The sequence below is a fragment of the Actinomadura sp. NPDC048955 genome, from assembly GCF_040649435.1.
Classification (GTDB): domain Bacteria; phylum Actinomycetota; class Actinomycetes; order Streptosporangiales; family Streptosporangiaceae; genus Spirillospora; species Spirillospora luteofluorescens.
In genome coordinates, this window is the sequence record NZ_JBEZJI010000014.1 from 127,322 (window position 1) to 141,618 (window position 14,297).

The 14,297-nt window shown below is 72.6% G+C and carries 15 protein-coding genes; 12 read left to right on the forward strand and 3 right to left on the reverse strand.

Translation table 11 applies throughout. The features are described 5' to 3' along the window. Positions 1-18 precede the first annotated feature (18 nt). From thrC to AB0C84_RS16770, 9 genes are all read left to right on the forward strand, one after another. The gene (thrC, locus tag AB0C84_RS16730) at positions 19-1,086 is read left to right on the forward strand and encodes a threonine synthase (RefSeq protein ID WP_179846387.1); all 1,068 of its coding nucleotides are present in this window, start codon (positions 19-21) and stop codon (positions 1,084-1,086) included. Positions 1,087-1,108: 22 nt separating this feature from the next. Then, positions 1,109-2,035 carry a homoserine kinase gene (thrB, locus tag AB0C84_RS16735; RefSeq protein ID WP_361066591.1) on the forward strand — a complete coding sequence of 309 codons (927 nt, stop codon included), beginning with the start codon at positions 1,109-1,111 and terminating at the stop codon, positions 2,033-2,035. Between the two features lie 447 nt (positions 2,036-2,482). Continuing rightward, positions 2,483-4,588 carry a transcription termination factor Rho gene (gene rho, locus AB0C84_RS16740; RefSeq protein WP_361066594.1) on the forward strand — a complete coding sequence of 702 codons (2,106 nt, stop codon included), beginning with the start codon at positions 2,483-2,485 and terminating at the stop codon, positions 4,586-4,588. A gap of 192 nt (positions 4,589-4,780) precedes the next feature. Beyond that, positions 4,781-6,166, forward strand: coding sequence for a sensor histidine kinase (locus AB0C84_RS16745; RefSeq protein WP_361066597.1), 1,386 nt, complete (start codon positions 4,781-4,783; stop codon positions 6,164-6,166). A gap of 58 nt (positions 6,167-6,224) precedes the next feature. Beyond that, complete coding sequence (locus AB0C84_RS16750; protein ID WP_361066599.1) at positions 6,225-6,872, forward strand: response regulator transcription factor; 648 nt, start codon at positions 6,225-6,227, stop codon at positions 6,870-6,872. Positions 6,873-7,041: 169 nt separating this feature from the next. Continuing rightward, entirely contained in the window at positions 7,042-7,260 is a 219-nt protein-coding gene (rpmE, locus tag AB0C84_RS16755; RefSeq protein ID WP_173396406.1) for a 50S ribosomal protein L31, read from the forward strand. Between the two features lie 111 nt (positions 7,261-7,371). Further along, entirely contained in the window at positions 7,372-8,436 is a 1,065-nt protein-coding gene (prfA, locus tag AB0C84_RS16760; RefSeq protein WP_258945630.1) for a peptide chain release factor 1, read from the forward strand. A 52-nt stretch (positions 8,437-8,488) separates the two neighbouring features. Further along, on the forward strand, positions 8,489-9,349 hold the full coding sequence (prmC, locus tag AB0C84_RS16765) for a peptide chain release factor N(5)-glutamine methyltransferase (protein WP_179846392.1): 861 nt from the start codon (positions 8,489-8,491) through the stop codon (positions 9,347-9,349). A 61-nt stretch (positions 9,350-9,410) separates the two neighbouring features. Continuing rightward, on the forward strand, positions 9,411-10,232 hold the full coding sequence (locus AB0C84_RS16770; RefSeq protein WP_361066603.1) for an L-threonylcarbamoyladenylate synthase: 822 nt from the start codon (positions 9,411-9,413) through the stop codon (positions 10,230-10,232). A gap of 29 nt (positions 10,233-10,261) precedes the next feature. Here AB0C84_RS16770 and AB0C84_RS16775 read toward each other — a convergent pair whose 3' ends face one another. Both AB0C84_RS16775 and AB0C84_RS16780 read right to left on the reverse strand, forming a co-directional pair. Next, the gene (locus tag AB0C84_RS16775) at positions 10,262-10,516 is read right to left on the reverse strand and encodes a hypothetical protein (RefSeq protein WP_361066606.1); all 255 of its coding nucleotides are present in this window, start codon (positions 10,514-10,516) and stop codon (positions 10,262-10,264) included. Between the two features lie 101 nt (positions 10,517-10,617). Next, complete coding sequence (locus AB0C84_RS16780) at positions 10,618-11,091, reverse strand: hypothetical protein (protein WP_361066609.1); 474 nt, start codon at positions 11,089-11,091, stop codon at positions 10,618-10,620. A gap of 186 nt (positions 11,092-11,277) precedes the next feature. Between AB0C84_RS16780 and AB0C84_RS16785 the strand changes: the two genes are divergently transcribed. The 3 genes from AB0C84_RS16785 (at position 11,278) to AB0C84_RS16795 (ending at position 13,773) form a co-directional block, all read left to right on the forward strand. Beyond that, on the forward strand, positions 11,278-12,015 hold the full coding sequence (locus AB0C84_RS16785; protein ID WP_361066612.1) for a BTAD domain-containing putative transcriptional regulator: 738 nt from the start codon (positions 11,278-11,280) through the stop codon (positions 12,013-12,015). An 88-nt stretch (positions 12,016-12,103) separates the two neighbouring features. Next, the gene (locus AB0C84_RS16790) at positions 12,104-12,604 is read left to right on the forward strand and encodes a SigE family RNA polymerase sigma factor (RefSeq protein WP_361066615.1); all 501 of its coding nucleotides are present in this window, start codon (positions 12,104-12,106) and stop codon (positions 12,602-12,604) included. Continuing rightward, the gene (locus AB0C84_RS16795; RefSeq protein WP_361066618.1) at positions 12,601-13,773 is read left to right on the forward strand and encodes a hypothetical protein; all 1,173 of its coding nucleotides are present in this window, start codon (positions 12,601-12,603) and stop codon (positions 13,771-13,773) included. The genes AB0C84_RS16790 and AB0C84_RS16795 overlap by 4 nt, the downstream gene beginning before the upstream one ends. Positions 13,774-13,855: 82 nt before the next feature. Here AB0C84_RS16795 and AB0C84_RS16800 read toward each other — a convergent pair whose 3' ends face one another. Continuing rightward, complete coding sequence (locus tag AB0C84_RS16800; protein WP_179846403.1) at positions 13,856-14,284, reverse strand: hypothetical protein; 429 nt, start codon at positions 14,282-14,284, stop codon at positions 13,856-13,858. Positions 14,285-14,297 lie beyond the last annotated feature (13 nt).

Consider the following 14,297-nt stretch of genomic DNA (forward strand, 5'->3'; position numbering starts at 1 on the left):
GTCAGCCGAGGAGACCGAGTGAACGCGAACGCCCGCGCGTGGCGCGGCATTATCGAGGAGTACCGCGACCGGCTTCCGGTGACGGACGCGACGCCCGTCGTGACCCTCCTGGAGGGCGGGACCCCCCTGGTGCCCGCCCACCGGCTCTCCCAGATGACCCGTTGCGAGGTGTTCCTCAAGGTCGAGGGCGCCAATCCGACCGGGTCGTTCAAGGACCGCGGCATGACGATGGCGATCAGCAAGGCCGCCGAGGACGGCGCCAAGGCCGTCATCTGCGCCTCGACCGGCAACACCTCCGCGTCCGCGGCCGCGTACGCGGTGCGGGCCGGGATGACCTGCGCGGTCCTGGTCCCCAACGGCAAGATCGCGATGGGCAAGCTGGCGCAGGCGCTGGTGCACGGGGCCCGGCTGCTCCAGGTGGACGGCAACTTCGACGACTGCCTCGAACTGGCGCGCAAGCTGTCGGTCGACTACCCGGTGGCGCTGGTCAACTCGGTCAACAAGTACCGGCTGCAGGGCCAGAAGACGGCCGCGTTCGAGATCGTGGACACGCTCGGCGACGCGCCCGACGTCCACTGCCTGCCCGTCGGCAACGCCGGAAACATCTCCGCGTACTGGATGGGCTACAAGGAGTACGCCAAGGACGGCGTCGCCTCGCGCACCCCGCGCATGCTGGGCTTCCAGGCGAGCGGCGCGGCGCCGTTCGTGAAGGGCGAGCCGGTCCTGAAGCCGCAGACCATCGCCACCGCGATCCGCATCGGCAACCCCGCCTCGTGGGACCTGGCGGTCGCCGCGCGGGACGAGTCCGGCGGCGCGATCGACTCGGTCACCGACCGGCAGATCCTCGCCGCCTACCGGCTCCTCGCCCGGGAGGAGGGCGTCTTCGTGGAGCCCGCGTCCGCGGCGAGCGTCGCCGGCCTGCTCCAGGCGAGCGAGCGGGGCGAGGTCGCGGCCGGGTCCAGGATCGTCTGCACCGTGACCGGCAACGGCCTCAAGGACCCCGACTGGGCCATCTCCGGGGCGCCCGCGCCGACGACCATCAAGGTGGACGCGCACTCCGCCGCCTCCGAGCTCGGCCTCACCTGAGGTGGGCTGGCAGGACGGCCCGGTGCTGGTGCGGACCCCCGCGACCAGCGCCAACCTGGGCCCGGGATTCGACTCGCTCGGCCTCGCGCTGGCCCTGTACGACGACGTCGAGGTCGAGGCGACGGACGGCGGCCTGTCCATCGAGGTGGACGGGGAGGGCGCCGAGGTCGCCGACCGCGGCGAGCGGCACCTGATCGTGCGGGTGTTGCGCCGGACCTTCGACGTCCTGGACGACCTGGCCGGAACCGGTCCCGCGCGGCCGGAGGGGCTCCGGCTGCGGTGCCGCAACCGGATCCCGCACAGCCGCGGCCTCGGCTCCTCGTCCGCCGCGATCGTCGCCGGGATCGTCGCGGCGCGCGCGCTGCACCCCGCCGGGAAGCTCCTCGACGACGCCGGGGCGCTGCGCCTCGCGACGGAGATCGAGGGCCATCCCGACAACGTGGCTCCGTGCCTGGCCGGCGGCCTGACCGTCGCCTGGACGGCGCCGGGCGGCGCCCGGTCGGTGCGGCTGGAGCCGCAGGTCAGGCGGGTCGTCGCGTTCGTTCCCGAGCAGCGGCTCGCGACCGAGCGGGCCCGCGGCCTGCTGCCCGGGACCGTCCCGCACGGGGACGCCGCCGCCAACGCCGGACGCGCCGCGCTGCTCGTCGCGGCCCTCACCGGCGGCCTGGACGCCGGCATCCTGCTCGACGCGACCGAGGACCGGCTCCACCAGGATTACCGCGCGCCGGCCATGCCCGAATCGGCGGCACTCGTCGCGCGACTGCGGGACGCGGGCGTTCCGGCGGTGATTTCCGGCGCGGGTCCCACTGTCCTGGCCTTCACAACCGCATCACGGGTTGATTCGACCGATGGCCCAGTGGGTAAAGGGTGGCACGAACACCCGTTGGACGTCGCGACCCGCGGCGCGCACGTCATGACCGGAGAATCCGACTACCGGGACCGGGACTGACGGCGGCGCCGGGGGCGGGGGACCTGCGTCGCCGGGTGCCGGTCCGGCAGGATCCAGCTAGGTAAAATGCGAAGACATCGACCTCTGGGGAATAGCAGTGTGCCCTGGTGATGTTAGGCTGAATGCCGCACCAGATGCCCCGTTCGGGGCAGCGTGCTCGTCAGCCGCGCGTCACCTTTTCGGCCCTCCGGCCGTGCCGGTCCCGCGTACCAGGCTCCCCGACACCGTGACTTCCCGTTGTCAGGCATTCCAGCGAAACTTCGGACGTGGCGGTACCGGGGACACGCACGAGCGGAACGTCCCGTCCACCATCTGGCTGTGCCCAGAACACGCAGATCCCGGTTCCATCGTGATCAGCGGAGCCCGATCCGGCGCCCCCGCCGGGCCGCACCACCGGGTCGACTGGCCGAACGCCGGCCAACGCCCGCGCCCTGGGAAGGACCCTTAGTGAGCGAATCCAGCGAACTCCTTACGGACGCAACCAGCACGGAAACCGCCGCCGCTCCGGCCGGCGCGGAGCCCGCCGCCCCCCGGCGCCGCCGCGGCACCGGCCTGTCGGCCATGGTGCTCCCCGAGCTCAAGGCGCTCGCGTCCAGCCTCGGCATCACCGGCACGACCGGGATGCGCAAGAGCCAGCTCATCGCCGCCATTCAGGACAAGCAGGGCGGTCAGGGGCAGGGCTCGGCGGGGGGCGAGCAGGGAGCCGCTGCCCCGGTGACGGCCGAGCGCCCGCGCCGCGGCCGCGCCGCGGCCAAGCGCGAGGTGTCCGACGAGCAGGTCACCATCGCCGACGCCGCGCCCGCGGCCCCGCCCGCGTCCGAGAACGCGGCCGCGTCCGAGGGCCAGTCCGGCCCGGCGGGCCAGTCCGGTACGGCCGAGAAGGCCGTGCAGGGCGACAAGCAGGAGAAGGCCGACCGGCAGGGCGGTCGGCAGCGGGGCGAGAAGCAGGACCGGGGTGCTTCCGAGGGACGCGGCGACCGGCAGGGCCGGGACCAGAGCCGCGACCAGGGCCGCGAGCAGAACGCCGAGGACGGCGAGTCCCAGGGCGGCCGCGACGGCAACCGCGACGGGCGTGAGGGCCGCGAGGGCCGCGAGGGCGGCGGACGCCAGCGGCAGCGCCGCGAGCGCGGTGAGCGCGGTGAGCGTGGCGAAGGCCGCGACCGGGGTGAGCGGGGCGAGCGCGGTGACCGTGGCGAGCGCGGTGAGCGTGGCGACCGGGGTGAGCGCGGCGACCGCGGCGACCGCGGTGACCAGGGCGGCGGGCGTCAGCGCGGCCAGGGCGGCGGCGGTGGCCAGGGCGGCGGCGGTCAGCACGACGACGACGACGGCAGCGGCCGGGGCCGTCGCGGGCGCCGGTTCCGGGAGCGCAACCGCGGCCGCGGCCGCGAGCGCTACGAGGAGCCGGTGATCACCGAGGACGACGTCCTCATCCCCGTCGCGGGCATCCTCGACATCCTCGACAACTACGCCTTCGTCCGGACGACCGGCTACCTGCCCGGCCCGAACGACGTGTACGTCTCGCTGGCGCAGGTCCGCAAGAACGGGCTGCGCAAGGGCGACGTCATCACCGGCGCCGTCCGGCAGGCGCGCGAGGGCGAGCGGCGCGAGAAGTTCAACGCGCTGGTCCGCCTCGACACCGTCAACGGGATGGAGCCCGACCAGGCCAAGGGCCGCGTCGACTTCTCCAAGCTGACCCCGCTGTACCCGCAGGAGCGGCTGCGCCTGGAGTCCGACGCCGGCATCCTGACGACCCGGATCATCGACCTGGTGTCGCCGATCGGCAAGGGCCAGCGCGGCCTGATCGTGTCGCCGCCGAAGGCCGGCAAGACGATGGTGCTCCAGGCGATCGCCAACGCGATCACCAAGAACAACCCGGAGTGCCACCTGATGGTCGTCCTCGTGGACGAGCGTCCGGAAGAGGTCACCGACATGCAGCGGACGGTGAAGGGCGAGGTCATCCACTCGACCTTCGACCGTCCCGCCGAGGACCACACCACGGTCGCGGAGCTGGCCATCGAGCGGGCCAAGCGGCTCGTCGAGCTCGGTCACGACGTCGTGGTGCTGCTCGACTCGATCACCCGCCTGGGCCGCGCCTACAACCTGGCGGCGCCCGCGTCCGGCCGCATCCTGTCCGGCGGTGTCGACTCGACCGCGCTGTACCCGCCGAAGCGGTTCTTCGGCGCGGCGCGCAACATCGAGAACGGCGGCTCGCTGACGATCCTCGCCACCGCGCTGGTGGAGACCGGGTCCCGCATGGACGAGGTCATCTTCGAGGAGTTCAAGGGCACCGGCAACATGGAGCTGAAGCTCAACCGGTCGCTCGCGGACAAGCGGATCTTCCCGGCGGTGGACGTCGACCAGTCCTCCACCCGCAAGGAGGAGATCCTCATGGCTCCGGAGGAGCTGCGGGTCGTCTGGCAGCTGCGCCGGGTGCTGCACGCGCTCGACACGCAGCAGGCGCTGGAGCTCCTCATCGAGAAGATGAAGGAGACCAAGTCCAACGCCGAGTTCCTGCTCCAGGTGCAGAAGACGACCGTCTCCGACGATCGCTGAGACGCGCCGCGCACGCCCCCGTCCGGTCCTCCGGCCGGGGGCGTCGCCGTCCGCGGCCCGGCGTGGGGGGGGTGGGGTTAGCCCCACCTCCGATCGGGCGGCGGACGTCATGGCGGACTCGCCGCCCGCCCGGCACGCTCGGTACGTGAGCAGGAAGGGCCGGCGCAGGCCGGAGCGGCACGGAGGGACGACGTGGGCGAGCTGAGCAAGGACACCGGCGCCGCGGGCGGCGGCGCGGTCCGGTGGGCCGCGGCGCGGTGGGCGACGGCGACGCGGGCGGACGACGGGCGGACGTCCGTCATGAACCGGTCCTGGCATCCGCTGGCGATGGCGAAGTCCTCGCTGACGTGGCGGTCGGCCCTGTATCTGGGCGTCAGCCTGGCCTGGGGGCTGGGCTGGTTCGTCGTCCTCGCCGTCGGGCTGTCCCTGTCGGTCGCGCTGCTGATCATCTGGGTGGGCCTGCCGCTGCTGGCGCTGCTGATGGTCGCATGGCGGTTCGGCGCGGTGCTGGAGCGGCGGTTCGTCCTCGCCGCGTTCGGCGTCCGCATCCCGGCCCCGTACCGGCGCATGCCGGAGGGCCGCAACCCGCTGTCCAAGCTCAGGGGGATGGCGGGGGACCCGGCCACCTGGAAGGACCTGGTCTACTTCGCGGTCCTGCTCCCGATCACGCTGGGCGAGTTCTTCGTGTCGGCGATGGTGTGGGCCGGGACGGGCACGCTGCTGTTCCTCCCGGTGATCGTGGCGGTGGCCGGTGGCGCGGAGGTCAACTTCGGGGTCTCGTACTGGGCGAGCAACCCCGTCGAGGCGCTGCCGGTGTCGCTCCTGGGCCTGGCGTGCCTCGTCCCGGCGATGTACGTGACGCGCGCGATGGCGATGGGGCACGCCGCGTTCGCCGCTCTGATGCTCGGCCCGAGCCCGTCGCAGAGGGAGAACGCGGCGCTGCGCGAGCGGACCGAGCACCTGCGGGCCAGCCGGGCCCGCGGGGTGGACGCGGCCGAGTTCGAGCGGCGCCGCATCGAGCGCGACCTGCACGACGGGGCGCAGCAGCGGCTGCTGGCCGTGGCGATGGACATCGGGCGCGCCCGCGCCAAGCTCGACGAGGACCCCGAGGGCGCGCGGGAGCTGATCGAGCAGGCCCACGCGGGCACCCGGGAGGCGATCTCCGAGCTGCGCGACCTCGCCCGCGGGATCTACCCGGCGATCCTCACCGACCGCGGTCTGGACCCGGCGCTGTCCGGGCTCGCCGGGCGCGCCCCCGTCCCCGTCGAGGTGGCGGTCGACCTCGACGAGCGGCCGCCGGCGGCGGTCGAGAGCATCGCCTACTTCATCGTCGCCGAGTCGCTGGCCAACATCGCCAAGTACGCCCGCGCGACCCGCGCGTCCGTCCGGGTGGTCCGCGAGGACCGCTGGGTGGTCGTCGAGGTGATCGACAACGGGGTGGGCGGCGCGGTCGCGCGGCCGGAAGGCGGCCTGGCCGGGCTGGCCGACCGGGCCGCGACGATCGACGGCATGCTGATCGTGGACAGCCCGCCCGGCGGCCCCACGATCATCCGGGCGGATCTGCCCTGCACGTGGTGACCGGGGCGCGCGGCGTGACCTTGGCGCGCGGCGCCGCGCCGGGCACGATAATGGCCGGATGCGGGTAGTGATCGCCGAGGACTCGGTGCTGTTGCGGGAAGGGCTCGTCCGGCTGCTCGCCGACGCGGGGATCGAGACGGTGGCGACCGTGGGGGACGGGCCGGGCCTGCCCGGGATCGTCGAGGAGCACGCCCCCGACCTCGCCATCGTGGACGTCCGGATGCCGCCCTCGTTCACCGACGAGGGGCTGCGCGCGGCCCTCACCGTCCGGGAGCGCCGCCCGGGCACGCCGATCCTCGTCCTGTCCCAGTACGTGGAGGAGCGCTACGCCACCGACCTGATCGGCGGCGGCGCCGAGGGCGTCGGCTACCTGCTGAAGGAGCGGGTGTCGGACGTCGAGGAGTTCATCGACGCGGTGCGCCGCATCGCCGCGGGCGGGACGGTCATCGACCCCGAGGTGATCGGCCAGCTGCTGGGCCGGCGCCGCACCGGCGACCCGCTGGAGGCGCTGACCCCGCGCGAGCGCGAGGTGCTGGGGCTGATGGCGCAGGGACGCTCGAACGGCGCCATCGCCGCGGACCTCGTCGTCACCGAGGGCGCCGTCGAGAAGCACATCTCCAACATCTTCATGAAGCTGGGCCTGCAGCCCGCGCAGGGCGGACACCGCCGCGTCATGGCGGTGCTGGCCTACCTCGGGCTGCACTAGCCCGGGGGTGCGCCCTTGATCGGGAATGACCGGTGACCTCGCCACGTTCGGGTATCTGGCACACTTGGTGTGCAACCGCTGCGGTACCGGTTCACGCCTCCCACATCTCCCATGGCTTCGCCATGCGGATCCGGGGGCGCCCGGCGACCGCCTGGAGCGAGGAGAACCCATGAAGCCCGACATCCACCCGAACTACGTCGTCACGACCGTGACGTGTACGTGCGGCAACACCTTCGAGACCCGCAGCACCGCCGCCAACGGCGTGATCCACGCGGACGTGTGCTCGAACTGCCACCCGTTCTACACGGGCAAGCAGAAGATCCTCGACACCGGCGGCCGGGTCGCGCGCTTCGAGCAGCGCTTCGGCAAGAAGAAGGCCGACAAGTAGGACGAGCCGCACGGCGGACATCAGGGGCGGCCCGGGGACTCCAGGTCCCCGGGCCGCCCGAAACCGGTGCGGGGGCGGCCGTCCCCGCGCCGCAACGGGCCAGGACACAGCGTGAATCTCGACGATCTGATCAGCGAATACGCGGGCATCGAGGAACGGCTCGCCGACCCGTCCGTCCATGCCGACCAGAGCCTGGCGCGCAAGCTCGGCAAGCGGTACGCGGAGCTGCGCCCGATCGTCGAGACGCACCGCGAGCTGGCCTCGACCGAGGACGACCTCGCCGCCGCCCGTGAGCTGGCCGGCGAGGACGCCGCGTTCGCCGCCGAGGCCGAAGACCTCGCGAAGCGCCGCGAGGAGCTGGAGGAGCGGCTGCGGCGGCTGCTCGTCCCGCGCGACCCGAACGACGCCAAGGACGTGATCCTGGAGGTCAAGGCGGGGGAGGGCGGCGAGGAGTCGGCGCTGTTCGCCGGCGACCTGCTGCGGATGTACCTCCGCTACGCCGAGCGCGTCGGCTGGAAGACCGAGGTCCTCGACTCCCACCCCTCCGACCTCGGCGGCTACAAGGACGTCACGGTCGCGGTGAAGGCCAAGGGCGCCCAGGAGGAGGGGGTCTGGACGCGGCTGAAGTTCGAGGGCGGCGTCCACCGGGTGCAGCGGGTGCCCGCGACCGAGTCGCAGGGGCGCATCCACACCAGCGCCGTCGGCGTCCTGGTGACGCCCGAGGCGGAGGACGTCGACGTCCAGGTCGACCCGAACGACCTGCGCATCGACGTGTACCGCTCGTCCGGGCCGGGCGGGCAGAGCGTCAACACGACCGACTCCGCGGTCCGCATCACGCACCTGCCGACCGGTGTCGTCGTCTCCTGCCAGAACGAGAAGAGCCAGCTGCAGAACAAGGAGCAGGCGCTGCGCATCCTGCGGTCCCGGCTGCTGGCGATGGCGCAGGAGGAGGCCGACGCGGCCGCCTCCGCCGAGCGCAAGAGCCAGGTCCGCACCGTGGACCGCTCCGAGCGGGTGCGCACCTACAACTACCCGGAGAACCGGATCTCCGACCACCGGGTCGGCTACAAGGCCTACAACCTCGACCAGGTGCTGGACGGCGACCTCCAGAACGTCACGCAGGCGCTGGTCGACGCCGAGATGGAACGCCGCCTGGCCGAAGCCCAGAAATCATGAGCGCAGCGAATCGGGGGGCGCGGGGGGTCGTCCCCCCTCGAAAGGCAGGATCATGAACCTGCTGCTCGACGAGATCGCCAGGGCCACCGCGCGGCTCGCGGACGCGGGCGCCGCCTCGCCCCGCGCCGACGCCGAGGAGCTCGCGGCGGCCGTGCACCGGGTGCGGCGCTCGGAGCTGCACGGCGTCCCCGACAGCGCGTTCGACGCCCGGTTCTGGGAGTTCGTCGCGCGCCGCGAGGCGGGCGAGCCGCTGCAGCACATCACGGGCCGCGCGTTCTTCCGCTACCTGGAGTTGAAGGTCGGGCCCGGCGTGTTCGTGCCGCGCCCGGAGACCGAGGTGATGGTCGGCTGGGCGCTGGAGACGCTGCGCGACATGGACGTCCGCGACCCCCTCGTGGTCGACCTCGGCACCGGCTCCGCCGCGATCGCGCTGTCCATCGCGCTGGAGGCCCCCCGCGCCCGCGTCCACGCCGTCGAGAAGGACCCGACGGCGTTCGTCCACGCGACCCGCAACGTGGAGGAGCTGGACGAGCGGGGCCGTGTCCGTCTGCACCTGGACGACTTCTCAAGCGCTCTCACCGAGCTTGACGGCACGGTCGACCTCGTCGTCAGCAACCCCCCGTACATCCCGATGAGCGAGTGGGAGTACGTCCCCCGCGACGTCCGCGACCACGACCCCGCCGACGCCCTGTGGGGCGGCGGCGACGACGGCCTGGACGCGATCCGCGTGGTGGAGCGCACCGCCCGCCGCCTCCTGCGCCCGGGCGGCTACGCGGCCGTCGAGCACAGCGACCTGCAGGGCAACGGCGTCTACTGGGTCTTCGCGGAGGAGCACGGCTGGCGCGACGTGCGCAACCGCCGCGACCTGGCGAACCGGGACCGCTTCGTGACCGCGCGCCTGGCCGCCGACTAGCCCCGCTATCCTGGTCGGTGCCATACCCGCGAGCGCTGTGCAGATGGGAAGACGGGCGACCGTGAGCCGACGTTACGACTGCTCTGAGCCGATGGAGCGCACCCGGGGGATCGCCGAGGCGTTCTCGGCCGTCCGGCGCGGCGAGCTGATCGTCCTGCCGACCGACACCGTGTACGGCGTCGGCGTGGACGCGTTCATGCCGCCCGCGGTGACCGCCCTCCTGGACGCCAAGGGCCGCGGCCGCGAGATGCCGCCGCCGGTGCTGGTCGGTTCCGTCCGCGCCGCCACGGCCCTGGTGGACGACCTCGGCACCTACGGGCAGGACCTCATCGACGAGTTCTGGCCGGGCGCGCTGACCCTCGTCTGCCGGGCGAACCCCAACCTCATGTGGGACCTCGGCGAGACCAAGGGCACCGTCGCCATCCGGATGCCGATGCACGAGCTCGCCGTCGAACTGCTCAAGGAGACCGGCCCGCTCGCCGTCAGCAGCGCGAACCTGTCCGGCCGCCCTGCTGCCCGCACCGTCGACGAGGCGGAGAAGATGCTGGGCGACTCGGTCGCCGTCTACCTGGACGGCGGCACCTCCGGCCACGCCGACCCGTCCACGATCATCGACCTGACCGGCCCCGTGCCCCGCCTGCTGCGCGCCGGCGCCGTCTCCGAAGACAAGATACGCGGCGTGGTGGGCGTCCTGCTCACCGAAGAGGACGAGCCCGAGAAGCCCGCAGAGCCCCCCTCCATAACCGAGGCGGCCAAGCCTTCCCTCACCAAGGAAGAGCCTCCGCAGACTCCCCGAGAGCCTTCTGAGCCCCTCCAGGAAACCCCCGCCCCGAACCCCAAACCGTCCCTCCGCAAGGACGAGGACGCCCCCGGCACCTCCTAACCCCGAAGCCGTCCCGGGCCTCCGGCGGGTCACGTGAGGGCGGCCACCGGCCCGAGAGCCACCGAGGCCAGGGTGATCAGGACCCATGACCACGACCGTGCGCCGAACCTGACGGAGAAGGCCAGCAGGACGAGCGCCGCCGGAGCGGCCACGCAGAGCAGCGCGCCGCTCGTGTAGGTCGCCAGATCGCCGTCCAGCAGGGTCCGCATGAGCGACGACGCCGCGGCGGGGATGAACGTCAGCACCCATGCGGCTTCCGGTACGGGCTCGCGTGTCTTGGTCACGGTGATGTCCCCAGAGATCGGTTCTGGTGATGCGTCGGTTCCGGCAGAGACGAGGACCGGGCGTCCGCCGTGCGGCGAACGCCCGGTCGAGGAGCGCCGGATCAGCTCCAGCGCGACGCGCACTTGGTCTTGCGCCAGTCGCTGACGCACGCCTTGAACCAGTACTTGTAGCCGGTCTCGGTCTCTCCCCAGCTCTCCTTCTTGCCGGGCTTGCTGCCGTCGATCCAGTCGAGGTACCCCGTTCGGACCACGCCGCTCGGGGTGACGACGTGGACCTTCACGCCGGCGGACTTGTGGTCGCCCTTGGTGTCGTACATCATCCCGGACGCCTTGATCTTGTAGCCGCTCCAGCAGATCCTGCCGGTGACCTTGGCGCCGGTGACCGTGCTCGTCGCCGTGCGGCAGCGCCATCCTCGCTGCTGGAGCGCGGCGGGCGCCGCAGCCGGCGCGGACCCGCGGGCGAGGGCGACCTGCTCGGTGTCGGCGGAGGCTGAGGGCGGTCCCGCCGCCATCAGGGTGCTCGTGAGCACTGCGCCCAGGACCACCCCGGCCCCCGTGGGCATGGTGATACGCATCGATGCCACCTCTCGGCACTCGGTTTCCCTTGCGCAGAGACCATCAAGAGGGCGTCTCCGCGGTGTCTCCCGGACGTCTCCGGCTCGCCGGCCGGACCGACCGGGCCGTCTGACATCGCTGTGGGGAATCTGTAGAAATTTCGGCGGATGAAGCAGCGGGCGGCGGGGCGCGTGCATCAACCGTGCATGCATGGTGATCGAAATGATGTGGCCGCGGAGGACGCCGGGCTCGGGCTCCTCGGCTTCTTCCGGTGCCGGGTGGGCGGACGGGACGTCCGGCTGGCCCCCGCGCCGCGCCGTCTGATCGTCACGGTGGCGCTGGAGCCGGGCGGGCTGGGCCGGGAGTCGCTGCAGGGGAGGCTGTGGCCGGACGCGGGCGCCGCCGAGGCGGCGAAGCGGCTGCGGCAGTCGCTGTGGCGCGTCCGGCGGGACACCGGGGCGGGGCTGCTCGCCGTGACCTCGTCCCATGTCGCGCTGGCGGACCACGTCGACGTCGACCTGCGCCGCGGCGAGCGGCTCGCGCGGCTGGCGGCCAGGGGAGCGGCCACGTCCGCGGAGCCGGACGAGGTGGAGCTGCTCGGCCGCGAGTTACTGCCCTGCCTGCCGGAAGAGGACGTGTGGGCCGCCCGGGACCGGTGGGACCTGCTGCGGCTCCTCGCGCTGGAACGGCTCGCCGAGCACGCGCTGGCGTCCGGCGACACGACCGGCGCGATCGACCTGGCGGAGGCGGCCGCGCGAGTGGACTCGCTGGCCGAGGCCTCTCACCGGATCCGGGCCGCCGCGCATCTCGTGAGGGAGGACCGGGTGAGCGCGTGGCGGGTGTTCACGCGCTACCGGCGGCTGCTGGACGAGGAGATGGGGCTCCAGCCCAGCGCCGCGTTCCGGAGTCTCCTGGAGCGGGACGGCCGGACGCTCGTGTCGTGACCGGCGGCGGCGCTGGCCTCAACCGGCCGTCCGGCGGGCGGGTCGTTCGCGGGGGTCCCGCGGGCGGCCCCGGTTAAGATCACGCCCCGTGGTCATCCCCCGGACCAGCGATCTCGTCGCGCTGTATGAGGAGCACCAGCTCCGCCTTGTGCGGATGGCGGTCCTGCTGGTCGGGGACGAGGCCACCGCCGAGGACGTGGTGCAGGACGTCTTCCTGCGCATGCAGGACAGGTCCCCCCGGCTGGACGGTGAGGGCAAGCTGCTCGCCTACGTGCGCGCGGCGGTGCTGAACGGTTGCCGCATGGTCCTGCGCCGACGCAGGATGATGCGGCGGCACACCGAACCCCACGAACCGCCGGTCTGGTCGGCGGAGTCGGCGGCGATGCTCGGCGAGGACCGCCGGGCGGTCATGCGGGCCCTCCGGAAGCTCCCGCGCCGTCAGCGCGAGGCCGTGGTGCTGCGCTACTACCTCGATCTGAGCGACGACGAGGTCTCCGCGGCCATGGGCATCAGGCCCGCGACGGTGCGGTCCACCATGGCCAGGGCGCTCGCCGCCCTGGCACGCGAACTGGGGGAGGAGGTGCCATGAGCGGGCTTGAGGATCGCCTGCGCGACGCCCTGCACGCCTCGGCCGGCCGGGTGGACGCGGACAAGCCCCGGCCCTTCCCGGAACGGAGGCCGCGGCGCGCCGCCCCGGCGCGGCGGTGGCTGGTCCCGGTCTGCGCGGTGCTGGCCGTCCTCGTCCTGGCCGCGGGGATCGTCGGCGTCCGCAAGATGATGGAGCCCGACCGGCGCCTCCAGAAGGTCCCCACGATGCCCCGCTTCTACTTCGCCAGTTATCTGGCCGGGGGCGGGGAGTCCTCGCGCGTCGAGGTCCGCGAATCGCGCACCGGCCGTCTCCTGGACGCGAAGTCCGCCCCGAGGGGAACGAATTTCCTCGATCTGGCGGCCGCCGGAGACGGCCGGACGCTCTTCCTTTTCGCGACGCGGAGCGGGCGGGGAAGGTGTGTGAGCACGCTCCACCGCCTTCTACTGAACGATCACGGGAAGATAACCGGCGACCGGTCGGTGCCGGGCGGATCGATCTCCGGCAGTCCCGCCGGGCGGGGCTCGCTCGCCGCCGATGCCGACGGGGGCAAGCTGGCCTACAGCGTCGAGCCCTGCACGCCGGAACCGGAACCGGGGCAGATGAGCGCGGGCGCCCGCATGGGGGTTCTCGACGTGGCGAGCGGGGCGCGGTGGGAATGGCGGGAATCGCATGGCGCCGTCGACCAGAGACTCGCGTGGGCGGGAGACAGTGATCAACTGTTCTTCGTCCGATCGTGGTACGGGAGCGCCGATCGCACGATCCACGAACTGCGGTCACTGCGGGTGAGCGGCGGCGCGAGGGCGGTGGCGGCCGGGCGTCCCATCAGGAGAATCACCTCGCCGCGAACGATCGACGGGGTGGCGGCCTCCGAGGACGGCCGCCGGGTCCTGGTGCTGGAGGGGGCCGTCGGGGCGGTCTCCGGGGGAGCGGGCGACGGCCCGGAACCGGATGCCGATCGCAGTTTCGTGGTGAGGGAACTGTCGACCGGAGACGGCAGCGTGCTGAGGTCGATCAGGCGTCGGAGCCTGCTCTTCGCGGGAGACTCCGTAATGAAGGGCGATCCTTCCGGCAGGTATCTCCTGACCGTCCATGGGATGGTCGATCTCGGAAAGCCGGACGGGGTGGCCGGATTCCGCGTCGGCGAGGATTTCTACGACCTGGAATGGTGATCCGGGGAAACGGGGCGGAGAAAGCGCGAAGGCCCCGCCGGGCCGGGCGGGGCCTGTGTCGTCAGGCGGAAGGGGGAGGAGATCAGAAGATCTTCTTGCCCTTGCCGTAGTAGTACTTGCCGGTCTTCTTGTTCCGGCCGCACTCCTGCACCCACATGTGGCTGCCGTAGGACGACTTCACGCTGATCTTGACCTTGGCGGTGCCGTCGAAGTTGTAGCGGTTGCCGTACTTGTCCACGCCAATGATCTTGAAGCGCGACCAGTACACCTTGGAGCCCTCGGTGAACTTGAAGCGGACGCAGGAGGTCCAGCCGTTCTTCTTGTCGTCGGCGAGGTAGCCCGTGACGGCGGTGCTGCCGCCGCTGCGGGTGTAGGAGCCCCAGGCGGCCACGTGGCTGTAGGAGTTGTAGGGCTTCCAGCTGCCGGTGGCGGCTTCGGCGGGGGCACTGACGGCGGCCATGCCGGCCATCAGGGTGCCGGCGGTCAGGGCGACTGCAGCGATTCGCCGCATAGGTCCCTCCGTG

Excerpts from the sequence above, each read along its gene's own strand:
- AB0C84_RS16780 (WP_361066609.1), bottom strand. The coding sequence starts at position 11,091 with ATGCGTATCACCATGCCCACGGGGGCCGGGGTGGTCCTGGGCGCAGTG.
- AB0C84_RS16750 (WP_361066599.1), top strand. The coding sequence starts at position 6,225 with ATGCGGGTAGTGATCGCCGAGGACTCGGTGCTGTTGCGGGAAGGGCTC.
- prmC (WP_179846392.1), top strand. The coding sequence starts at position 8,489 with ATGAACCTGCTGCTCGACGAGATCGCCAGGGCCACCGCGCGGCTCGCG.
- AB0C84_RS16795 (WP_361066618.1), top strand. The coding sequence starts at position 12,601 with ATGAGCGGGCTTGAGGATCGCCTGCGCGACGCCCTGCACGCCTCGGCC.
- rpmE (WP_173396406.1), top strand. The coding sequence starts at position 7,042 with ATGAAGCCCGACATCCACCCGAACTACGTCGTCACGACCGTGACGTGT.
- AB0C84_RS16800 (WP_179846403.1), bottom strand. The coding sequence starts at position 14,284 with ATGCGGCGAATCGCTGCAGTCGCCCTGACCGCCGGCACCCTGATGGCC.
- AB0C84_RS16785 (WP_361066612.1), top strand. The coding sequence starts at position 11,278 with ATGCATGGTGATCGAAATGATGTGGCCGCGGAGGACGCCGGGCTCGGG.